We start from the raw sequence: 20,353 nt of genomic DNA on the forward strand, positions 1-20,353 counted from the left end.
GAATGGGCCTGGCTCAAGCCTGGGGTTTGGGCACCACCCGGGTATGTAGCCGGTGCATGGCGGTTTCAAGATCCCCGGCCACCACCAGAGGCAAAATTTTCAGGCTGCGGTCGATGGCATCCTCGATGCGCAGCGCTTCCTCCCGGGAGGGGCGATTGAGCACGTAGTCCACCACCTGAGCACGATCGCCTGGATGGCCGATGCCCAAACGCAGGCGCCAAAACTCGGCTCCTAGGCGGGTGATGATGTCCTTCAGGCCATTGTGCCCGCCGGCGCCGCCGCCCCGCTTGAGACGGGCGGTCCCCGGCGGTAAATCCAGCTCGTCGTGCGCCACCAGGATCTCGGTCGGCGCGATCCTGTAGTAGGCCGCCAAAGCCTGCACCGCCTGGCCGCTGGCATTCATGTAGGTCTCCGGCTCGATTAGCCAGATTTCGTATCCGTCCACCCGCGCGCGCGCCACCCGCCCATGGAAACGCCGCTCTGGCCGCAACTCGGCATGGTGCGCGCGAGCAAAGGCCTCTACCAGCCAGAAGCCGGCGTTATGCCGGGTGTCGGCATACGCGGGGCCGGGATTGCCCAGGCCCACGAGAAGGCGGATCGGCGTCATGGTGCGATCTGATCCAGCGCGACCATCGAAACTTCCGCAACTAGGTGGCGGGCCAGACAATGGGCGCGTCATTGCCGCGCAAGCGGGAAGCCATGCCATTCATTTGGCCGTTCTCCTGGTTTCCCGTTGACGCGCGGATGGCGCAAGGCCGGCAACTTGCGCCGTCACGCTCGCCAGAAAGCCGCGCCCCATGAAGGGCGTCGCTCGAAAAAAAGCCCGTCCCAGCGGAGGACGGGCTTTCCGCGTCCAACCGCCGCTTACGCCTGCGTGCCTTCGGCGGCTTCCTCGGCCGCCCCACGGGGCACCACGCAGCTCGCCACCGCGGCATCGTTGCCGTGGCGCAGCTCGACGAACTCCACACCCGCCGGCAGCTTGATCTCGGACAGGTGCAGGGAATGACCTGCCTGCAACCCAGACAAATCCACCTCGATGAATTCCGGCAGATCCTTGGGCAGACAGAGTACTTCGGCCTCGTTCATGACGTGGGTGATGTTGCCGCCCGCGAGCTTCACGCCGGGAGCGACGTCGGCGCCCACGAAGTGCAGCGGCACCTTCATGTGGATCTTGGCATTGGGATCCACGCGCTGGAAGTCCAGATGCAGGACCAGCGGCTTCCAAGGATGCATCTGCACGTCACGCAGCAGCACCTGTTCCTTGCTGCCGTCCACCTCAAGGGTGAGGATGGAGGCATGGAAGGCCTCGTGCTTGAGCTGGTGGAAGACCGTGTTGTGATCGAGCTCGATGGTGATAGGCGGCTCGTTCCCCCCATAGACGATGGCGGGAACGCGGCCGGCGCGGCGCAGGCGGCGGCTCGCACCCGTGCCCTGCGTCTTGCGCGCGGTGGCAGTGACTTCGAATTTCATGGTTTGGCTCCAGGTTGTGTCGTCCGCGACCAGACGACGGGTTGCCGCCCCCGCATGGGCAGGGACGAAAAAAAAATCATTCCGAGAACAGGGAGGACACCGAGTCCTCGTTGCTGATGCGCTGCATGGTCTCCGCCAACAGCTCGGCCACCGACAACTGGCGGATGCGGCTACATGCGCGCGCATCGTCCCGCAGGGGGATGGTGTCGGTTACTACCAGCTCGTCCAGAGCGGACTGGGCGATGCGGCTCACCGCGTTGCCGGACAGCACCGGATGGGTGCAGTAGGCCACCACTCGCGCCGCGCCGTGCTCCTTCAAGGCTGCGGCCGCTTCGCACAGGGTGTTGGCGGTGTCCACCATGTCGTCCATCAGCACACAGGTGCGGTCCTTCACCTCGCCGATGATGTGCATGACCTTGGCCACGTTGGGCTTGGGACGGCGCTTGTCGATGATGGCGAGATCCGCCTCGAGTCGCTTGGCCAACGCCCGGGCCCGCACCACGCCGCCCACGTCCGGCGACACCACGATGAGATTCTCGTAATTCTGCTTCCACACGTCGCCAAGCAGAATGGGCGAGGCATAAACGTTGTCCACGGGGATATCGAAGAAACCCTGGATCTGGTCCGAGTGCAGATCCATGGTGAGCACCCGGTCCACGCCTGCCACGGTGAGCATGTTGGCCACCAGCTTGGCGGTGATGGCCACCCGCGCTGAACGGGGCCGCCGGTCCTGGCGCGCATACCCGAGATAAGGAATAGCGGCGGTGATGCGGCCGGCGGACGCGCGCTTTAAGGCATCCACCATCACCAACACTTCCATCAGGTTGTCGTTGGTGGGGGTGCAGGTGGATTGGAGCACGAACACGTCCTTACCGCGCACGTTTTCCAGGATTTCCACCATCACTTCGCCGTCGCTGAAACGACCGACGATGGCGCGGCCCAGACGCAGGTTCAGTTTGCGCACGACATCCTCGGCAAGCTTGGGATTCGCATTGCCGGTGAAAACCATCATGCCGCCGTATGCCACGCCTGACCCCTTACGTTTGTGCAACGAAAAAAAGCGTGTAAGGGCTACACGCTTTCTTGGCACGGGCAGCGTGCTTGCGGCGCTGCCCGTGTATGTCTCTGGCTGGGGAGGTAGGGATCGAACCTACGCATGCCGGAATCAAAATCCGGTGCCTTACCACTTGGCGACTCCCCAGGGTTTCGCCCTGCGGCCCGGACATCCGCCCTAAGCTTGGCATCGCCCGTTCCGGAGGGCCTGGGAACCGGACCGCCAGGCACCCCTGCCCGGCCGTCCATTCCCTAAAAATCGCGCAGCGGGTGATGATCGAGCCCCTGCGCCACGAAACCCTGCATGTCCGCAGGCCTTTGCGCGAAGACCGCGCGTGCCGCCTGCTCCGACTCGAACCCGGCGAACACACAGGCGCCGGACCCGGTCATGCGCGCATCGCCAAACCGCGCAAGCCACGCCAGGTGACGGGCCACCTCGGGATAGCGATTTAGCACCACCGGCTGGAGATCGTTGTGTCCCTGGGCAAGTAGCCCCTCGGGAAACCGGCCGGTGGAAAAGGGCGGTATTGTGACGGCTGGCGTGTCCCGTGTCAATTCCGGCGCCGCGAAGATGTCCGCCGTGGACACCGCCACCGGCGGCACCAACACCACGTACCAGGCGAAAGGCAAGACCACCGGTGTAAGCCGCTCCCCCACGCCCTGGGCGAAGGCGTTCTCACCGCACACAAACACCGGTACGTCGGCGCCCAGGTCAAGCCCTAGTGCCATGAGTCGTTCCCGGGGCCAGTTCACGCCCCACAGCCGGTTTAGGGCGATCAACACGGTAGCGGCATCCGAGCTGCCGCCACCCAGGCCGCCGCCTATGGGCAGGCGCTTATCCACGCGGATGTCCACGCCCTGCCTGACCCCGGCGCTCACCTGGAGCAGCCGCGCCGCGCGCAACGTGAGGTCTGCCTCCCCCGCCACCTGGGCAAGCTCGGCAACCCGCGTGATGGCCCCATCGCCCCGCACGCGCAGATGCACGGTGTCGCCGTGATCGATGAAGCGAAACACCGTCTCCAGCAAGTGATAGCCGTCGGGACGACGTCCCACCACGTGCAGGAATAGATTCAGTTTCGCCGGTGCGGGAAAGGCGTGCCAGTCACCCATTGAGGCATTCTTCCTCGCTCAGGGTCCCCAGGCATCCACCACCAATTTGAGGCGCAGGCCATGGCCCTCCACTGTGATTCGTCCGGGCAAGGCGCCGCCGGGCGCGGCTCGCCAGGCGCCGTATTCGATGCGCCAGCCTTGCTGTTCCAGTGCCGCGATGCGCCCATCCTGGTCGCGGCGCAGCAATTCCAGCGGACCCGGCGCCGGCTGGGCTTGCACCCAGTAGGCGAGAGGATCCAATGGCAGGCTCAAGCCGAGAATGCGTTCGGTCAGGCTTTCTGCTTCTAGCGCGCGTTCCACCACGCCATCGGCGGTGGTGAGGCTAACGCCATCCGGACCCCGCACCAGACGCGCCACGCCCTGCCCGAGGGGGCTCAGGATTTGCAGCTCGTCTGCCGCCGGCCGGTGCCACCAGTCGAGGCTGCCAGAAAACCCCTGCTCGCCCTGGCGCACACTGATGCGCCCCACCAGGTGAAAGGATGCCATGAGCCCCGCGGAAGGCATCCCCGGTGGCGGCGTGGTGGCGCAGCCGGTGAGCCAGGCAAGCGCCGACAGGAATGCCCAGCGCTGCAGACGCCCCATGAACCTCACGGCGCAGGCATCGCTTGGCAACGCCGCATCGCCTCCAGCAGGGCGTCGTTGCCTGGGTGGGATTTCAATGCTTCGCCCCACACGTGCTGCGCCTCGGTGCGGGCGCCACTCATCCACAACACTTCACCGAGATGGGCAGCGATTTCCGGATCCGGACGCAAGGCCGCCGCCCGCCGCAGATATTCGATGGATTTGGGATAATCCTTGAGCCGGTACGCAAGCCAGCCCATGCTGTCGAGAATGAAGGGGTCGTCCGGCGCCAGCTTGAGCGCCGTCTCCAGCAGCTGCCGCGCTTCCTCCAGGCGGATGCCCCGGTCGGCAAAGGTATAGCCCAGGGCGTTGTAGGCGTGGGCGTGGTCGGGCTTCAACTGGATCAGCTTGCGCAGGCTCGCTTCCAGCACGTCCAGCCGGTTGAGGCGCTCGGCGGCCATCGCCTGGTCGTAGAGCAGATCCGGATGATTGGGCAGTTTCTCCAGGGCGCGCGTGAGTAGCTCGAAGGCTTCCCGGTCCCGTTTCGCCTCCCGCAGCATCTGCGCCTCGGCCTGCCATAGCTGCACCCGCTGCTGGTTGTTGGCGGGCTGGATCTGGGCGAGCTGGGTCCGGGCCTCGTCAAGCCGGCCCTCTTTGGCCAAGGTGAGCGCCTGCCTCAGCCGCGCGGTGAAACCCTGCTCGCCGCTCACCTGCACGTACCAGCGGCGGGCTTCCTCGTAGCGCTTCTCCTCCTCGGCGATCTGGCCGAGGTAAAGATAGACTGTGTCGCGGTCGCGCACGCCCGCCTGCAATGCCTGTTCCAGATACTGGCGCGCCACGTCGAGCTCGCCCATCTGCAGGGAAATCAGGCCCACCGCCAGGGGCACCTCCGCGTTGTCCGGGAAGTCTTTTACCAGTGTCTGGAACTCGGCACGGGCTAAAGAATATTGCTTCTGCTGCACCAAGAAGCGGGCGTAGGCCAGCCGCATCTCGCGCGCGCGCGGGTAGCGCGCGAGATAGTCGGTGAAGTAAGCACTGGCCTTATCGGGTGCGCGCGCCGCTAGCATCTGGGCCTGGAACAAAGCCGCGTCCTCCCAGTCCGGGCGCAGCCGCAAGGCCTCGCGGATAGCGGCGAGGGCGAGCTCGGTCTTGCCCGCATTCCAGGCGGCGCGCGCCACGGCGAAATGGGCTTCCGGCAGCTGGGGATAAGGCTGGGCCAGGGTTTGAACCAGACTCAGCACCTCCTCTTTGTTGCCATGGCGGGCCAGCAGGTTGTTAAGGTGCAAGAAGCCATGCCCCAGGTTCGCGCCTTCCGCGGCCAGAAGCTTGGTTAGATGCGGGCGCGCCTCGTCGAGCCGGCCCTGGGTGACCAGGATGGCAGCCACGGTCTGGCGCGCGGCGACGGACTCGGGCTCCAATTCCAGCCAGCGCTTCGCCGCCGTCAGGGCCTGGTCGATGAGCCGGCTCTGCAGCGCCACCTGGGTGGCGCGCTCGGCGATGCGATAGTCCCGAGTGCGTGCGAGCAGGTCGAGATAGGCCTGGGTGGCCAGGCGCGCATCGCCCCGCTGCAGCGCGATTTCCGCCAGCAGGGTTTCGTAGAGGAGCTGCTGGGTGAGTGCCTGAGTGGGGGGCGTGGGACGCTTGGGCGCAGCGAGCGCTTCGCTCTGAATGACAGCTTGCGCAAGGGACGTGGGCGTGGCGGGCACTGGTGACACAGTAGGGGTGGGTCTGGCCGCTAGGCCGGCGCAGCCGGTAAGCGTCGCTGCCAGGGCGCAGTATGCCGCAGCGCGCAAAAAGGAAAACGTGTTCATGGATATCGACGCCATGAGGTTGATGTGCCGCTTTGGGCCGGTGGCGATTGGAGACGCAAGGATGTGGATGGTTCTCTTCTGGAATAGAAATTCGTGCCGCAGCAGGCGGAATCCGGTATATTCCGAGCTTCACGCCGCACCTATCCTAGCAGCAAACGTCGTCCATGTCCCCTCTCGCCGCCTCCCCCGCGACGACCGTCGAGCCCTTGGTCACCGTTGCCGCGCGTGGTCTGTCGCGGCGCTACGGCGCGGCGGTGGCAGTGGAGCCACTGGACCTGGAACTGCGCCGCGGCGAGGTGCTGGGCCTGCTGGGCCCCAATGGCGCAGGCAAGTCCACCACGCTGCGCATGCTCACGGGTAATCTCGCGCCCAGCGCGGGGGAAATCCGTATCTGCGGCATCGACCTTTTGGCGGCACCGCGCGCCGCCAAACGCCATCTAGGTTATTGTCCGGAGACGCCACCCCTCTACCGGGAACTCACGGTGGACGAATATCTCGATTTCTGCGCGCGCCTGCACCGCGTCCCCAGCGGCCGGGTGCATGCCGCGCGGGAACAGGCCAAGGCCCGCTGCGGCCTGGCGGACATGGGTCGGCGGCTGATCGCGCAACTTTCCAAGGGCTATCAGCAGCGGGTGGGCATCGCCCAGGCCATCGTGCACGAGCCCGACGTGATCATTCTCGACGAGCCCACGGTGGGGCTCGACCCCCACCAGATGCGGGAAATCCGCGTCCTCATCCGGGAGCTGGGAACCGCCCATAGCGTGATCCTGTCCAGCCACATCCTGTCCGAAGTGGAAGCGGTGTGCGACCGGGTGCTCATCCTTCATCGGGGACGGGTCGTGTTTGCCGATCGCATCGAGGCCTTGAAGCACTTCCGCGCGGGCCATGCCCTGCTCGTGTCGTTTACCCGCCCGCCCGCAGTGGAGGCGCTCGCCGCCCTGCCAGGCATCGTTGCCGTGGAACCCCTAGAAACCGGACTATTCCGCGTGCGGCTGATGCCCGATGCGGGGGCGCCCCAGGCCATCGCCCGCGCGGCAGTGGAAGGCGACTGGGGCTTGACCCGTCTCTGCCCCGAGCATACCACCCTGGAAGAAGTGTTCGTGGAACTCACCCGCGACGTCACGGGAACGAAACCATGATCCTCACCCTCGCACGCAAGGAGCTGAAAATCCTGTTCGCCTCACCCCTCGCCTGGGTGGTGTTGGCGGTGCTGCAACTGGTGTTCGCCTGGGTGTTCCTGTTTCAGCTGGACCAATATCTGGAGAATCTGCCGCGCCTGCGCCAGCTCGCCAATCCGCCCGGGGTGACGGAGGTGGTGGTGGCCATGTTGTTCGGCTTCGCGGCCATCGTGCTGCTGATGGCCGTGCCGCTCATGAGCATGCGCCTGTTCGCCGACGAATACCGCAACCAAACCCTGCCGTTACTGTTTGCGGCGCCGGTCTCCCTCACCGAGATCGTGCTGGGCAAATTTTGTGGCCTCATGCTGTTCCTGTCGCTGGCGGTGCTCCTGCTCGTCGCCATGGCGATGTCGCTGGCCCTGGGTGGCCCGCTCGACTGGGGACTGCTCGCCGCCAACGTGCTGGGGATCGTGCTATTACTCGCGGCGTTTTCCGCGCTCAGCCTGTTTCTCTCCAGCCTCACCCAGCATGGCGTGGTGGCGGCGTTCTCCAGCTTCGGCGCATTGCTCCTGCTTTGGCTGATCAACGCCTCGGACAGTGATCCCGAGGCCCTGCTCAACTACCTGTCGCTGATGCGCCATTTCGATGGCTTAAACCGCGGGCTTTTGGACACACGCGACGTGGCCTATCTGCTGATCTTTACGGCGTTGTTTCTAACGCTCACCATCCGCCGCCTCGACGCGCGGCGCCTCACGGGCTGACCCATGGAGCTCAACCGCAAGACGCGGCTTGCTCTCGCCGTGCACCACTGGGTGTTCATCGTGCTGCTGCTCATCCTGGCAGCGCTTCTGGCGGCGTTAAGCCGGCAATATCACACCAGTTGGGATCTGTCTTTGAACGCTCGCAACAGCCTGAGTCCAGGGAGCCAAGCCTTCCTCGCCAAGCTTTCAGGGCCTGTGCGCATCACCGCCTATTGCGCCCCCGATGGGGACACGGCGCGCGCCATCCGCGATTTCCTCACGCCCTACCAACGGGTCAAGCGCGACATGGCCCTCACTTTCGTCGATCCCGACCGGGAACCCCAACTCGCCCGCGCCGCTGGCATCCAGCGGGAAGGCGAACTGGTGGTGGAATACGCCGGCCGCAGCGAACACCTCACCCTACTCAACGAAATGAGCTTCACCAACCTCCTCATGCGCCTGGCGCGGGATCGCGAGCGGGTGGTGATGTATCTAGACGGACACGGCGAGCGCAAGCTGGAAGGCGGCGCCAACTTCGATCTGGGTGAATTCGGCGGCCAGCTCACCCGCCGTGGCTTTCGCTTAAGCCCCCTCAAGCTCACCCTGGCCCAGGAGGTGCCGGCCAACGCCGCCCTGCTGGTGATCGCCGGGCCACGCGTGGACTTGCTGCCAGGGGAAGTGGACAAACTCAAGGCATGGCTTTACCGCGGCGGCAATCTGCTGTGGCTAATGGAACCGGGCCCACTCCATGGCCTGCAACCCCTGGCCGAGCAGCTGGGACTGGTGCTCAACCCCGGTGTGGTGGTGGACCCCGCCGCCCAAAATCTGAATGCCCCGCCCACCTGGGCCTTGTCCGCCGCCTATGCGCACCACCCGGTGATCGGCCCAATGGAGCTTGTCACCGTGTTCCCCATGGCGCGCGCGGTGGGCGTGGCCGAGGCGCACGATGATTGGCAGGCCACATCCCTGGTGGAGGTGGCGCCCCGCGGCTGGGTGGAGACCGGGCCGCCAAACGGCCCGCTACGTTTCGACAAGGGACAGGACACGCCGGGGCCGGTGACAGTGGCAGTCGCCCTGGAACGCCATCGCGAAGGGCACGCCCAGCGGGTCGTGGTCGTGGGCAGCGCCGATTTTCTCTCCAACCAGTTCCTGGGCAATGGCGGCAACCTGGACCTGGGCGTGAACATGATCAACTGGCTGGCAGGGGATGACAACCTCATCAGCATCCAGCCGCGGCCCACGCGCGATGCGGAATTCGCCCTGTCGCGCAGCCGCGCCTCTGGGATCGCGCTCGTCTTCCTGGTGGTTTTGCCACTTGCTTTCCTCAGCATGGGCGGCCTGCTCTGGTGGCGGCGGCGCAAGGGATGAAAGCGAGCCAACCTAACTCGAACGCGCATGGAAAGCTCTGACGCCTGGCTTTCGATGACTGCAAAACCCTTGTTTCGGTTTAGCCACTGGGTGCGCGTGCGACGCGCCGGCTTTATCCCATCGAGGTTTCGAACGTGAGTAGCCGGCTCATCACCAACCTGGTACTCGCAGCGACGGTGCTGGCCCTGGCAAGCGTCCTGCTTTTCAAGCCCGAACCGGCGGGGCCGCCGCAGTTTCACCTGTCCACGCTGACGCCCCAGACGGTCACGCGCATCGAACTCACCCCCCGCGACGGGCCGGCCATCGTGCTGGCGCGGAAGGCGGCAGGCTGGCGTCTGGCTGCGCCTTTTTCCGCGCGCGCCGACGAGGCCCGCGTCGAGGCCCTGCTCGGGCTGTTGGCAAGCCGCAGCGAACAGCGCCTGCCGGCGCGCGAGCTACAAAAATTTGGGCTGGCGCCGCCCTACGCGCGCCTCACCATTGACACGGCCGCCAGCCGGCAAGTATTCGATTTCGGCGATCGCCAGCCTGTGAGCGACCAGGTCTACGTCCTGACCGGCGGCTGGGTGTATCTCGTCTCGCCGGTGTATCTCGTGGATGTCTCGCGCGGCGCCATGGATTTCGTGGCCAAGAACCCGCTGGCCGAGGAAGAAAAGCCAGTGGGCTTCAGCCTACCCAGACTCAGGCTCAGCCTCGAAAATGGCCGCTGGCGCCGCGAACCCGACAACGGGCGGTTGTCCGCCGATTCGCTCAACCGCTTCCTGGACGAATGGCGCCTGGCGAGGGCCGTCTCGGTGCAGCAGGCGGGCCGGGCGCCGGCTCAATCCCGTGCCAGTGTGCACCTGGCCGATGGCCGCGTGCTGGTCTTCTCCCTGATCGCGCGCGAGCCGGAATGGATCCTGCGCCGCGAGGACGAGGGGCTGGAATACCACTTCGCGCCGGACGCGGGGGCGCGGCTAATTGATCCTGCCCGCGCCGAGGCCGCGCCCTGACATGCCCGAGCTGCCGGAGGTGGAGACCACCCGCCGGGGCCTCATGCCCCACGTGGTGGGCCGCGTCATCGAAGGCGTGACCGTGCGCGCCGTCCGGCTACGCTGGCCGGTGCCACCGGGTCTTGCACGGCGGCTTGCTGGCGCGCGCCTGGCCGACATCGAACGACGCGGCAAGTACCTGCTGTTCCGCGTCGAAGCGAGTACCCCCGGCTGGCTAATCGTGCATCTGGGCATGTCCGGTAGCCTGCGCATGGTGGCGGCGGGTACGCCTGCCGGCTGCCACGATCACCTGGATCTATCCCTCGACAATGGCCACGTTGTTCGGCTGCGCGATCCCCGCCGCTTCGGAGCGGTGCTCTGGCACCCGGGCGATCCCGCCCGTCATCCGCTGCTCGCCCATCTGGGCGTGGAACCGCTCTCCGAAAGCTTCACCGGCGCGTGGCTATACCGCCATACACGCAACCGCAGCGCCGCGATCAAGCAGGTACTCATGGATGCGGGGCTGGTGGTGGGGGTAGGCAACATCTACGCCAACGAGGCCCTGTTTCATGCCGGCATCGACCCCCGGCGGCCGGCGCGGCGCCTGGGTCAAGCGCGCTGCACACGCCTGGTGGAGGCCGTGCGTGCCACCCTCGAGCGCGCCATCGCGGCAGGTGGCTCCAGCCTGCGCGATTTCGTCCACGCGGACGGCCAGCCCGGTTATTTCCAGCAGCACTACGCCGTCTATGGGCGGGCAGGCGAGCCCTGCCGCCGCTGCGGCGGACCCATCCGCCACCTGCGTCAGGGCAATCGCTCCACGTTTTTTTGTCCCCGTTGCCAGCGCTGACGATCATGGCGATGCATTACCCCGGAGAATGAAGCCCACCGCCAGGGTCGTGGCCTCACGCCGCGCCCCATGGGGAGAGGGCGACCATGGACGCTTTGCGTCCTTCGGCTAGCCAAATGGCTGGCAGGCGGATTGCCATTCCCCACAGGCGATAAGCCGAGTGTTCCATGGCCGCTTTGCCGGCTCCCCGTGTACGCGGGGACGACGGAAAGTCAGGCAGCAATCTCATGCCCGACAAACCCTCAAGTGTGGGGCAATCACGCCGATCATGACTTTGGCATTACCGCAAATCACTCTAGCAACTTGACGTAAGCCTGTTGTTTTGCTGGGAAATCATGCTAGAGTAGCGACGCGGTCCGCAGGCGCCCCGGCAGCGGCGCCAAAACGCCAAAACCTCGCGGGAGGCTCCATGAGCAATGACAACCTCGTCGCCCACTTCCAAGCCTACAGCGCCTGGCGCGAACGACTCGCTGACACCGTCGCGGCCCTGCGCAAATGGCTGGCGGAACAGGATCTCACCGACGCACAAATCGACCTGCGCATCCAACACGTGCTGGAACGGCTGAAGGACGACAAGCTCAACGTGGCCTTCGTGGCAGAATTCTCCCGCGGCAAGTCGGAACTCATCAACGCCATTTTCTTCGCCGATTACAAGCAGCGACTGTTGCCCTCCAGCGCGGGGCGCACCACCATGTGTCCCACTGAGCTCCTGTGGGATCCCACGCGCGAACCATGCATCATGCTGCTGCCCATTGAGACGCGCGCCACCGACACCACCACCACCGAGTACAAGCGCTACAGCGACGAATGGAAGGTGATCCCGCTGGACACCTCCTCCGGCGAGGGCATGATCCAGGCGCTACAGCGGGTTTCCGAGACGCGGCGCGTGTCAGTGGAGGAAGCCGAACGCTATGGGCTCTACGACCGCGACGACGAGGACAATGTCCTCACCGTGCACGATGACGGGACGGTGGACATTCCCGCCTGGCGCCACGCCATCATCAACTTCCCTCACGCCCTGCTGGAGCAGGGGCTGGTGATCCTCGACACGCCAGGTCTCAACGCCATCGGTACCGAGCCGGAGCTGACCCTCAACCTGCTACCCAACGCTCACGCCATCCTATTCATCCTGGCCGCCGACACCGGCGTCACCAAGAGCGACATCGAAGTGTGGCGTAACCACATCGGCAACACCCAGGGTCGTCAGAAGGGACGGCTGGTGGTGCTCAACAAGATCGACGCCATGTGGGACGAGCTCAAGGGCGAGGAAGCAGTGGAACGGGAGATCGCCCAGCAGGTGGAAACCACGGCGCATCTTTTGGGTCTCGATCCGGCCCAGGTGTTTCCCGTCTCCGCGCAGAAGGGACTCTTGGCCAAGGTGCAGCACGACCAGGCGCTCCTCGTCAAAAGCCGCCTACCACAGCTCGAGCGCGCGCTGTCCGACGAGCTCATTCCCTCCAAGCAGGAGATCGTGCGCGACGCCACCCAGAGCGAGCTGGAAGACATGATCCAAGCCACCCGCGACATCCTGCGCGGACGGCTGGCCGGCGTGCGCGAACAGCTCACGGAACTCAAAAACCTGCGTGGCAAGAACCAGGATGTCATCGAACACATGATGGCCAAGGTACAGCAGGACAAGCAGGATTTCGAGAGGGGCCTGCAGCGCTTCCAGGCCCTACGCTCGGTGTTCTCGCACCACACCAACGTGCTGTTCAGTCACTTGGGCATGGACGCACTCAAGCAGGAAATCCGCGACGTGCGCACGCAGATGGCCAACAGCAAGTTCACCAAGGGCATCCGCCATGCCATGAACCAGTTCTTCCGCGACACCCATGCCAACATCGCCAAGGCCTCCGAGCAGATCGAGGAAATCAAGGCGATGATGGAAGCCATGTACAAGAAATTTGCCGACGAGCATGGGCTCAAGGCCGCCAGCCCGGCGCCCTTCTCCACCCTCAAGTACACCAAGGAACTGGCCAAGCTAGAGAAAGCCTACAATGACCATTTCGGCACGGTGACGGTGTATGCCACGGAACGCTTCAGCCTCATGGCTAAATTTTTCGAGACCGTGGCCGCGCGCGTGGTCCATGTCTATGAGGTCGCCAACCGGGACGTGGAGAACTGGCTCAAGGCGGTGATGGCGCCCATGGAAACCCAGGTACGGGAACACCAGCTTCAGCTACGCCGCCGCCTGGAGAGCATCAAGCGCATTCACAAGGCCACCGACACGCTGGAAGACCGTATCGCCGAACTCGAGCAGATGGAAAAAACCATCCTCGACCAGCTGGCCGACCTCAACGACTTGCACACCCGCCTCATCGAATCGCTCGCCTACGACGCCAGCCACGAGCGGGCCGTGGTCTGGGCTTGAGGTCCCCGTCTCTGGAGTCGGTCGCAAGCGAGGGCGTGCTGGTGCAAAAGCACGTGAAGCGTTTCCTTGTTCGCCTTTACCGCTTGCAAGCCACTGGGATGCAGGAACGATCATGGCCAGGTAGCGTTTGATGATGCCCATCGCCGTGATCGTTGATAAAACGAACAGGGCGGCTTGCGCCGCCCTGTTCTCCAGTCTGTCACGGGAAAACCGTCACGCCACCTTCTGCCCGCTGATGATGCGGTAGCGCTCCTCGAGCACTTCACGCGATTCCTCGACGCCGGTGATGATGCAGTCCACCGGGCACACCTCCATGCACTGCGGCGTGTCGTAGTGCCCCACGCATTCGGTACACATATTGGGGTCGATGACGTAAATGTCGGGGCCCTGGGAAATAGCGCCGTTGGGGCACTCCGGCTCGCACACGTCGCAGTTGATGCATTCGTCGGTGATCTTGAGTGACATGGCCGCTTCCTCGTATATGAGAAGTCACTAATATTCAGCGCATTCTGGCACTGAGACGGGAATTAATCAAGGGATGGACGAACTCGCTCACATCGCCCCCGAGCCTGGCGATTTCCCGCACCAGGGAAGCCGAGACGAACATGTATTGCTCGGAAGGCGTGAGGAACAAGGTTTCCACTGCGGGGTTGAGCTTGCGGTTCATGCCGGCAAGCTGCAGTTCGTATTCAAAGTCGGACACCGCGCGTAAGCCGCGCAGCACCACGGTGGCGTCCTGCTCCTCCAGGAATTTCATCAGCAGGCCGGAGAAGCCCACCACCCGTACCCCCGGCACTTCCGCCAATGCCTCGCGGGCCATGTCCACCCGTTCCTCCAGACTGAAGAAGGGACGCTTGTTGGGACTTTCCGCCACGCCCACGATGACCTCATCGAACAGCTTGGCGGCGCGCCGCACCAAATCCTCATGGCCACGGGTGATGGGGTCGAAGCTGCCGGGATAGACGATTTTTCGTGGGTTCATAAAGCCTCCGCCGGCTCGCGGCAGGCAAGGCCAAAATAAACCATACCAGCGCGCGCGCTCTTGAACAGTGCCCAACCTTCCGGCAGCGCAAGCGGCGCGCCGCTTTCCAGATAGACCACACCGTCCCCTGCCAGGCGCGGTCCCACCAAGGGCCACACGGCCGGCAGCAGGGCGGCGGCGAAGGGCGGGTCGAGAAAGATCACATCATACACGGCCGTGTCGCGCCGCAGCCACGCTAGGGCGTCGTCCTTGATGAGGGTGCATTGGGTCGCGCCCAACCGCGCGGCGTTCTCGCGCAGGGCAGCGAACACCCGGTGCTGCTTTTCCACCAGGGTGACATGCGCGGCGTGCCGTGAGGCAGCCTCCAGGCCCAGCGCGCCGCTGCCCGCGAACAGGTCGAGACAACGCTTGCCCTCTAAGCTCTGGCCCAGCCAGTTGAACACGGTTTCCCGCACCCGGTCAGGCGTGGGGCGCAGTCCTTCCGCCGCGGGGAAGGTAATCGAGCGGCTGCGCCAGGCACCGCCGATGATGCGCACCCGGCCCGCGCCACTTTTGCCGCCGCGTGCTTCAGGGCGTATCCGGGCCACCCACCACCACCGTGATCATCTTCTCCGGCAGCACCCGCCGCTGGAACGCATCCCGCACCTGGGCTACGGTCACGCGCGCCACGGCCTTGGGATAATCGTCAAGCCAGGTGAGGGGCAGACCATAGAAACCAATCACGCCGAGAAAATCGAGAATCTTGCGGTTGCTATCCACCCGCAGGGGAAAGCCCAGCACGATGTTGTTCTTGGCCTGGGCGAGTTCCGCCTCGGTGGGGCCTTCCGCGACGAAGCGGGTGACGGTGTCGCGCAGCACCCGCAACACTTCCGGCGCATCGTCCTTCTTGGTCTGCACGCCGATCTGCAGGGGACCAGGCTGGGCCAGGGGCAGGAAATAGCTGTAGGCGCTATAGGCGAGCCCCCGCTTCTGGCGAATCTCCTTGAGGATGCGGGAATCGAAACCGCCTCCGCCCAGCACGTAGTTGCCCACCAAGAGCGGAAAGTAATCGGGATCGAGCCGGCTCATGCCAGGCTGGCCCATGAGGATGTGCGCCTGCGTCGCCGGATGGGGCAGCCGCACCTGCTGCCCGGAAGGGGCGGGAATGGGCAGATCGAGGGACGGTAGCGGGGAACCCTCGGGCAACCCGGCAGTGAGACGCTCGGCGATGACTTGGGCCTCATCCCGCGTCACATCGCCTATCATCACCACCACCGCGGTGGCGGCCCCGTAGTGGGCGCGATGAAAGGCGAGGAGATCATCCCGCGTGATGCGTGCCACCGTTTCCACCTCGCCGCTTTCCGGCAGCGCATAGGGATGCGTGCCGTAGAGGGCCTTGTAAAAGGCCTTCTCCGCGATGTGCTCAGGCTGGGTATCCGCTTCTTTGAGTGTGGCCATGAGCCGCTCTTTTTCCCGCGCCACCACCGTGGCGGGAAAATCCGGTCGCGCCAAGATGGTGGCCAGCAAGCCAAGCGCTTCTTCGCGCTCGTGGCGGCTTACCAGCGTGCGCAGCGAGTAGCCGGCGCGGTCACGCTCGAAGGCCGCACCGAGCTCAGCCCCCACCGCGGCCAAACGGCGGGCAATCTCCTCTTCGGACAAGCCGCCCGCGCCAAGCTGCAGCAGGTTGGCCACCAGTGCGGCGCGTCCCGCGAGCGCCGGCTCGTCGCGACGGCTACCGGCGTCGAACCACACCGCCACATCCAACATGGGCAGGTCATGGTTTTCCACGAACAGCACCCGCGCCCCCTTGGTGGTGCGCCAGTCCTGGATGCTCACCCCGGCATGGGCAGCTACCGCCATCAGCCACAGGACGAGCAGAAGCATCAACCGTCGCACGGTCCGCCCGCGCGTGTATCCCTCAATCCACATGACGCAATCCTTTTGGCGGGGTAGTCGTTTGCCGCGCATCCAGCGGCTGGGGATCCAAAGTAGCCACGGTAAGATGGTCGTCCACCAGATACTTGCGTGCCACAGCCTTGATCTGCTCGGCGGTGACAGCCTTCAGTTTCTCGATGCGCCGCTCGACGAGACTGGGGTCGAACCCCACCGTCACCACCTCACCGATCTGCATCGCCTGGTAGAACATGGAATCCCGCTGATACACCTGGGCGGCGATGAGCTGGGAGCGGATGCGCGCCAGTTCCTCCTCCTTAACGCCCGCGTCCTGGATGCGCGAAAGTTCAGCGCGGATGGCGGCCTCGAGGTCATGGACCGTGCGTCCCTCGCTGGGCGTACCATCAACCAGGAACAGGCCCGGACCACGCTGGATGCTGTCGTAGCTCGCACCCGCTTGCACCGCCACGCGACTGTCGCGCACCAGGCGTGTGGGGAAGCGCGCCGCGGCATTGGCATCCAGGACACCGGCGAGCATTTCCAGCGCATAGGGTTCCCAGTCGTTCTCCGGGTCTTTCAGCACCGGCACCTGCCAGGCCATGATCAGGTAGGGTAGTTTCGCCGGCGCCTTTAGCGTCACCCGGCGGGGCCCGGTTTGTTCCGGCTCCAGCTGGGGCTTGCGGCCAGGCAATGGGCGCGCCTTGAGCGGACCGAAGTAGCGCTCGGCGAGTCGGAAAACCTCGTGGGGCTTTACATCGCCCACCACCACCAGCACGGCGTTGTTGGGCGCATACCACCGCCGGTACCAGGTACGCGCATCGGCCACCGTCATGTTGATTAGATCGTTCATCCAGCCGATCACCGGCCAGCGGTAGGGATGGGCCTCTAGGGCGGTGGCCATCAGCGCCTCATAGACCAAGGACTGGGGTTTGTCCTCGGTGCGCCAACGCCGCTCGTTGCGCACCACCTCGATCTCCTTGGCAAATTCCTGCTCGCTCAGCACGAGGTTGGCCATGCGGTCGGCTTCCAGCCGGAAGGCGAGCGGAAGTTTGTCCTTCTGCAGGGTTTGGAAATAGGCGGTGTAATCGCGACTGGTGAAGGCGTTCTCGCGACCGCCGGCGGCGGCAATCAAACGCGAAAATTCCCCGGCAGGCACCTGGCGCGTGCCTTTGAACATCATGTGTTCCAGCACGTGGGCCACCCCCGTCGTGCCGTTGTGTTCGTCCATACTGCCGGCGCGATACCACACCTGGGACACCACCACCGGCGCGCGATGATCTTCCTTGACGAAGATACGCAAGCCGTTGGCCAGGGTATGGCTCTCGATGCGGCTCGTCGCCCAGGCCGGCAGCAAGCCCATGCAAAGGAGCAAGACTGTCGCTGAAAGGCGTGCTACCAGTGCTCGTCTCATGCTCGGTCCTTGTCAGAAGGGAGCGGGTAGTATAATCGACGGCCCCAGGCCCCGTGCTCTGACACCCCAGCCCATGTTTGGTTTCTTCAAGTCAAAGTCCGAACTCGAACCCGAAGCCGCCGCCCAGGAACCGCGCCTCACCTGGCGTGAGCGCCTGAAGCGGGGGCTCGCGCGCACACGCGAGGCGCTCGGCGGCCGCCTGAGCGGCTTGTTCGGTAGCCACACTCAAATCGACGAAGCTCTATTCGAGGAGCTGGAAACCATTTTGCTCACCGCCGATGTGGGCGTGCAGGCCACCGAAGCCCTCCTCGCCACTCTGCGCGCCCGCGTCAAGCGCGATCGGCTCACCGATGCCGCCCAACTCAAGGCCGCCCTCATCGAAGCCATGACCGAGCTTCTCGCGCCCTTGGAAAAGCCGCTTGAAATATCCACTCACAAACCCTTCGTGATCATGATGGTGGGCGTCAATGGCGCGGGCAAGACCACCACCATCGGCAAGCTCGCCCACTGGCTCCAGAATCAGGGCAAAAGCGTATTGTTCGCGGCGGGCGATACCTTTCGCGCCGCCGCCCGGGAACAGCTCCTGATTTGGGGCGAGCGCAACAACGTCACCGTGATCGCCCAGGAGAAGGGCGATTCCGCCGCGGTGATCTTCGATGCGGTGCAAGCCGCCAAGGCCCGCAGCATAGACGTGGTGCTGGCCGACACCGCCGGCCGGTTGCCCACCCAGCTCCACCTCATGGAAGAAATCAAGAAGGTCAAGCGCGTGATCGCCAAGGCTGAACCTTCGGCGCCCCACGAAATCCTGCTGGTACTGGACGCCAACACGGGGCAGAACGCGCTGGCCCAGGTGAAGGCCTTCGACGACGCGCTGGGCCTTACTGGACTGGTGGTGACCAAACTCGATGGCACCGCCAAGGGCGGGGTACTGGCTGCGATCGCCCAAAGCCGGCCGATTCCGGTACGCTTCATCGGCGTGGGCGAAACCAAGCAAGATCTGCAACCTTTCCGCGCCCGCGAATTCGTAGAAGCCTTGTTCGAGTGATCACCTTCAGTCAGGTCACCAAGCGCTACCCGGGCGGCCACGAGGCCCTTTGCGAGGCCAGCTTCACCATCGCCACTGGCGAGATGGTGGCCGTCACCGGTCCTTCCGGTGCGGGTAAATCCACTCTGCTCAAGCTCATCGCTGGCATCGAGCGCCCCACCTCGGGCAGTGTGCTAGTGGATGGCCAGAACATCGGCCGCCTGTCACGCAAGGCCATGCCCTACTGGCGCCGCACCCTTGGCCTCGTGTTCCAAGACGCCAAACTCCTCTACGACCGTAACTGTTTCGAGAATGTGATGCTGCCGCTGCGCATATCGGGCATGCCCGTGAAGGAAGCAGCCCGCCGGGCGCGCGCGGCGCTGGACAAGGTGGGACTTAAGGACCGGGAACGGGCCATGCCCATCACCCTTTCGGGCGGCGAACAGCAGCGCTTGGCCATCGCCCGCGCGATTGTCAACCGGCCCAGCATCCTGCTCGCGGACGAACCCACCGGCAACCTAGATGCGGATTACGCCGAGCTGCTGCTGGACATGCTGGCCGCGTTCAGCCGCGCAGGCGTCACCCTGGTGATCGCCACCCATGAGCCGCGTCTGATCGAACGCCTCAAGCCCCGGGTGCTAGCCCTGCGGGGCGGACGGGTGCTGACATGAGGAACTGGCTCGCCCAGCAGCGAGCAGCCTTGACTCACACCCTGGTGCGTCTTGGCGCCGCCCCCTTTGCCACGGTTCTCACCGTGTTGGTAATCGGTGTGGCCCTTGCCCTGCCCGTCAGCCTCTACCTAGCCGTGGCCAACGTGGCTCGCCTCGCGACCCATGTCTCCCACACCCCGGAGATCACCCTCTTTCTCGAGGATGGCAGTGACCAAACCCAGACACTCGCGCGTTCCCTGCGTGCCCGCAAAGACCTGGCCCGCGTTCGGTTCGTGAGCCGGGAAGAGGCGCTCAAAGGCCTCGCCGGCCGGGCCGGCATGGCGGATGTGATCGCCACCCTGGGTCGCAACCCCCTGCCGGATGCCTTCGTCCTCACCCCGAAAGCGACCGAGCCCACGGCGCTCGAGGCCCTGCGCCAGGCGCTTTCCCGGCTGCCTGGCGTGGCGCGCGCCACCCTCGACTCCGCCTGGGCGCAGCGGCTTGCCGCGTGGCTCGCCCTGGGTCGCGACTTCGTGCTGATCTTGGCGGGGCTGTTCGGCACCGCCCTGGTGGCAGTCAGTTTCAACACCATCCGCCTGCAAGTGCTGGCACAACGGGAGGAAATCGAGGTGAGCCGCCTGCTGGGCGCCACCGACGCCTTCGTGCGTCGCCCCTTCCTCTATCTGGGCACGCTGCAGGGTCTAATGGGCGCCCTGCTCGCCTGGCTTTTGCTGGCGGCGGCCCTATTCTTCCTCGGGGAGCGGGTCGATGCCCTGGCCGCGGCCTATGGCGCCACGTTTCGCCTGGAAGGCCTGGGCTGGCATGAGACGGGGCTGCTGCTCGCCCTCTCCGGCGCCCTGGGCTGGCTCGGGGCGTGGCTTGCCGCCACCCAGCATCTGCGCCGCCTCTGACGGTTATTTCAGCATGCGGAACTTTCGCCCCTGCTAGCACTCTCAGGCCAGGAGTGCTAACATCAACGTAGCGAATGGGAGGGACC

Annotated in this window: 20 protein-coding genes and 1 tRNA gene; 9 read left to right on the top strand and 12 right to left on the bottom strand. The window is 65.1% G+C overall.

What is annotated here, in order from left to right; translation table 11 throughout:
* Positions 1–13: 13 nt before the first annotated feature.
* The 7 genes from pth to V6E02_RS07060 form a co-directional block, all read right to left on the bottom strand.
* A complete protein-coding gene (gene pth, locus V6E02_RS07030; protein WP_347308071.1) occupies positions 14–607 on the bottom strand; it encodes an aminoacyl-tRNA hydrolase in 594 nt (197 codons plus the stop codon).
* Between the two features lie 257 nt (positions 608–864).
* Positions 865–1,470, bottom strand: a complete 606-nt coding sequence (locus tag V6E02_RS07035) for a 50S ribosomal protein L25/general stress protein Ctc (RefSeq protein ID WP_347308072.1) — start codon at positions 1,468–1,470, stop codon at positions 865–867.
* A 76-nt stretch (positions 1,471–1,546) separates the two neighbouring features.
* Entirely contained in the window at positions 1,547–2,479 is a 933-nt protein-coding gene (locus tag V6E02_RS07040; protein ID WP_430626781.1) for a ribose-phosphate pyrophosphokinase, read from the bottom strand.
* A gap of 117 nt (positions 2,480–2,596) precedes the next feature.
* Positions 2,597–2,671: transfer RNA gene (locus V6E02_RS07045), tRNA-Gln, on the bottom strand.
* Positions 2,672–2,775: 104 nt separating this feature from the next.
* Positions 2,776–3,633, bottom strand: a complete 858-nt coding sequence (gene ispE, locus V6E02_RS07050; protein WP_347308074.1) for a 4-(cytidine 5'-diphospho)-2-C-methyl-D-erythritol kinase — start codon at positions 3,631–3,633, stop codon at positions 2,776–2,778.
* An 18-nt stretch (positions 3,634–3,651) separates the two neighbouring features.
* The gene (gene lolB / locus V6E02_RS07055; protein WP_347308135.1) at positions 3,652–4,215 is read right to left on the bottom strand and encodes a lipoprotein insertase outer membrane protein LolB; all 564 of its coding nucleotides are present in this window, start codon (positions 4,213–4,215) and stop codon (positions 3,652–3,654) included.
* A gap of 5 nt (positions 4,216–4,220) precedes the next feature.
* Complete coding sequence (locus tag V6E02_RS07060) at positions 4,221–6,005, bottom strand: tetratricopeptide repeat protein (RefSeq protein WP_347308075.1); 1,785 nt, start codon at positions 6,003–6,005, stop codon at positions 4,221–4,223.
* A gap of 164 nt (positions 6,006–6,169) precedes the next feature.
* On the opposite strand from V6E02_RS07060, the gene V6E02_RS07065 reads away from it, so the two are divergent.
* The 6 genes from V6E02_RS07065 (at position 6,170) to V6E02_RS07090 (ending at position 13,417) form a co-directional block, all read left to right on the top strand.
* Positions 6,170–7,144, top strand: coding sequence for an ABC transporter ATP-binding protein (locus V6E02_RS07065; RefSeq protein ID WP_347308076.1), 975 nt, complete (start codon positions 6,170–6,172; stop codon positions 7,142–7,144).
* Positions 7,141–7,884 carry an ABC transporter permease gene (locus V6E02_RS07070; RefSeq protein WP_347308077.1) on the top strand — a complete coding sequence of 248 codons (744 nt, stop codon included), beginning with the start codon at positions 7,141–7,143 and terminating at the stop codon, positions 7,882–7,884. Before V6E02_RS07065 ends, V6E02_RS07070 begins: the two co-directional genes overlap by 4 nt.
* Before the next feature lie 3 nt (positions 7,885–7,887).
* Complete coding sequence (locus tag V6E02_RS07075) at positions 7,888–9,231, top strand: GldG family protein (RefSeq protein ID WP_347308078.1); 1,344 nt, start codon at positions 7,888–7,890, stop codon at positions 9,229–9,231.
* Positions 9,232–9,365: 134 nt separating this feature from the next.
* The gene (locus V6E02_RS07080; protein WP_347308079.1) at positions 9,366–10,220 is read left to right on the top strand and encodes a DUF4340 domain-containing protein; all 855 of its coding nucleotides are present in this window, start codon (positions 9,366–9,368) and stop codon (positions 10,218–10,220) included.
* A 1-nt stretch (position 10,221) separates the two neighbouring features.
* Positions 10,222–11,046 carry a bifunctional DNA-formamidopyrimidine glycosylase/DNA-(apurinic or apyrimidinic site) lyase gene (gene mutM, locus V6E02_RS07085; RefSeq protein WP_347308080.1) on the top strand — a complete coding sequence of 275 codons (825 nt, stop codon included), beginning with the start codon at positions 10,222–10,224 and terminating at the stop codon, positions 11,044–11,046.
* Between the two features lie 409 nt (positions 11,047–11,455).
* Positions 11,456–13,417: a dynamin family protein gene (locus V6E02_RS07090; protein WP_347308081.1), complete on the top strand. Its 1,962-nt coding sequence runs from the start codon at positions 11,456–11,458 to the stop codon at positions 13,415–13,417.
* A gap of 213 nt (positions 13,418–13,630) precedes the next feature.
* Here V6E02_RS07090 and V6E02_RS07095 read toward each other — a convergent pair whose 3' ends face one another.
* Genes V6E02_RS07095 through V6E02_RS07115 form a run of 5 tightly spaced genes read right to left on the bottom strand, consistent with a single transcriptional unit; the run spans position 13,631 to position 17,682 of the window.
* The gene (locus V6E02_RS07095; protein WP_347308082.1) at positions 13,631–13,882 is read right to left on the bottom strand and encodes a YfhL family 4Fe-4S dicluster ferredoxin; all 252 of its coding nucleotides are present in this window, start codon (positions 13,880–13,882) and stop codon (positions 13,631–13,633) included.
* A 34-nt stretch (positions 13,883–13,916) separates the two neighbouring features.
* Entirely contained in the window at positions 13,917–14,399 is a 483-nt protein-coding gene (coaD, locus tag V6E02_RS07100; protein ID WP_347308083.1) for a pantetheine-phosphate adenylyltransferase, read from the bottom strand.
* Positions 14,396–14,986, bottom strand: a complete 591-nt coding sequence (gene rsmD / locus V6E02_RS07105) for a 16S rRNA (guanine(966)-N(2))-methyltransferase RsmD (protein WP_347308084.1) — start codon at positions 14,984–14,986, stop codon at positions 14,396–14,398. Before rsmD ends, coaD begins: the two co-directional genes overlap by 4 nt.
* Positions 14,967–16,262 carry a M16 family metallopeptidase gene (locus V6E02_RS07110; protein ID WP_347308085.1) on the bottom strand — a complete coding sequence of 432 codons (1,296 nt, stop codon included), beginning with the start codon at positions 16,260–16,262 and terminating at the stop codon, positions 14,967–14,969. The genes rsmD and V6E02_RS07110 overlap by 20 nt, the downstream gene beginning before the upstream one ends.
* A 34-nt stretch (positions 16,263–16,296) precedes the next feature.
* On the bottom strand, positions 16,297–17,682 hold the full coding sequence (locus V6E02_RS07115) for a M16 family metallopeptidase (RefSeq protein WP_347308086.1): 1,386 nt from the start codon (positions 17,680–17,682) through the stop codon (positions 16,297–16,299).
* 73 nt (positions 17,683–17,755) lie between these two features.
* Between V6E02_RS07115 and ftsY the strand changes: the two genes are divergently transcribed.
* From ftsY to ftsX, 3 genes are read left to right on the top strand one after another with little or no spacing between them, the layout of a single operon-like run.
* Positions 17,756–18,727, top strand: coding sequence for a signal recognition particle-docking protein FtsY (gene ftsY, locus V6E02_RS07120; protein ID WP_347308087.1), 972 nt, complete (start codon positions 17,756–17,758; stop codon positions 18,725–18,727).
* Positions 18,724–19,377, top strand: coding sequence for a cell division ATP-binding protein FtsE (locus V6E02_RS07125; protein WP_347308088.1), 654 nt, complete (start codon positions 18,724–18,726; stop codon positions 19,375–19,377). Before ftsY ends, V6E02_RS07125 begins: the two co-directional genes overlap by 4 nt.
* Positions 19,374–20,267, top strand: a complete 894-nt coding sequence (gene ftsX / locus V6E02_RS07130; RefSeq protein ID WP_347308089.1) for a permease-like cell division protein FtsX — start codon at positions 19,374–19,376, stop codon at positions 20,265–20,267. The genes V6E02_RS07125 and ftsX overlap by 4 nt, the downstream gene beginning before the upstream one ends.
* Positions 20,268–20,353 lie beyond the last annotated feature (86 nt).

It is taken from the genome of Thiobacter sp. AK1 (assembly GCF_039822265.1).
GTDB lineage: Bacteria > Pseudomonadota > Gammaproteobacteria > Burkholderiales > Thiobacteraceae > Thiobacter > Thiobacter aerophilum.

Excerpts from the sequence above, each read along its gene's own strand:
- V6E02_RS07035 (WP_347308072.1), bottom strand. The coding sequence starts at position 1,470 with ATGAAATTCGAAGTCACTGCCACCGCGCGCAAGACGCAGGGCACGGGT.
- V6E02_RS07090 (WP_347308081.1), top strand. The coding sequence starts at position 11,456 with ATGAGCAATGACAACCTCGTCGCCCACTTCCAAGCCTACAGCGCCTGG.
- V6E02_RS07065 (WP_347308076.1), top strand. The coding sequence starts at position 6,170 with ATGTCCCCTCTCGCCGCCTCCCCCGCGACGACCGTCGAGCCCTTGGTC.
- V6E02_RS07110 (WP_347308085.1), bottom strand. The coding sequence starts at position 16,262 with ATGCTTCTGCTCGTCCTGTGGCTGATGGCGGTAGCTGCCCATGCCGGG.
- mutM (WP_347308080.1), top strand. The coding sequence starts at position 10,222 with ATGCCCGAGCTGCCGGAGGTGGAGACCACCCGCCGGGGCCTCATGCCC.
- V6E02_RS07115 (WP_347308086.1), bottom strand. The coding sequence starts at position 17,682 with ATGAGACGAGCACTGGTAGCACGCCTTTCAGCGACAGTCTTGCTCCTT.
- ftsX (WP_347308089.1), top strand. The coding sequence starts at position 19,374 with ATGAGGAACTGGCTCGCCCAGCAGCGAGCAGCCTTGACTCACACCCTG.
- V6E02_RS07060 (WP_347308075.1), bottom strand. The coding sequence starts at position 6,005 with ATGAACACGTTTTCCTTTTTGCGCGCTGCGGCATACTGCGCCCTGGCA.
- V6E02_RS07070 (WP_347308077.1), top strand. The coding sequence starts at position 7,141 with ATGATCCTCACCCTCGCACGCAAGGAGCTGAAAATCCTGTTCGCCTCA.
- V6E02_RS07075 (WP_347308078.1), top strand. The coding sequence starts at position 7,888 with ATGGAGCTCAACCGCAAGACGCGGCTTGCTCTCGCCGTGCACCACTGG.
- ispE (WP_347308074.1), bottom strand. The coding sequence starts at position 3,633 with ATGGGTGACTGGCACGCCTTTCCCGCACCGGCGAAACTGAATCTATTC.
- lolB (WP_347308135.1), bottom strand. The coding sequence starts at position 4,215 with ATGGGGCGTCTGCAGCGCTGGGCATTCCTGTCGGCGCTTGCCTGGCTC.
- pth (WP_347308071.1), bottom strand. The coding sequence starts at position 607 with ATGACGCCGATCCGCCTTCTCGTGGGCCTGGGCAATCCCGGCCCCGCG.
- V6E02_RS07040 (WP_430626781.1), bottom strand. The coding sequence starts at position 2,479 with ATGGTTTTCACCGGCAATGCGAATCCCAAGCTTGCCGAGGATGTCGTG.
- ftsY (WP_347308087.1), top strand. The coding sequence starts at position 17,756 with ATGTTTGGTTTCTTCAAGTCAAAGTCCGAACTCGAACCCGAAGCCGCC.
- coaD (WP_347308083.1), bottom strand. The coding sequence starts at position 14,399 with ATGAACCCACGAAAAATCGTCTATCCCGGCAGCTTCGACCCCATCACC.
- V6E02_RS07095 (WP_347308082.1), bottom strand. The coding sequence starts at position 13,882 with ATGTCACTCAAGATCACCGACGAATGCATCAACTGCGACGTGTGCGAG.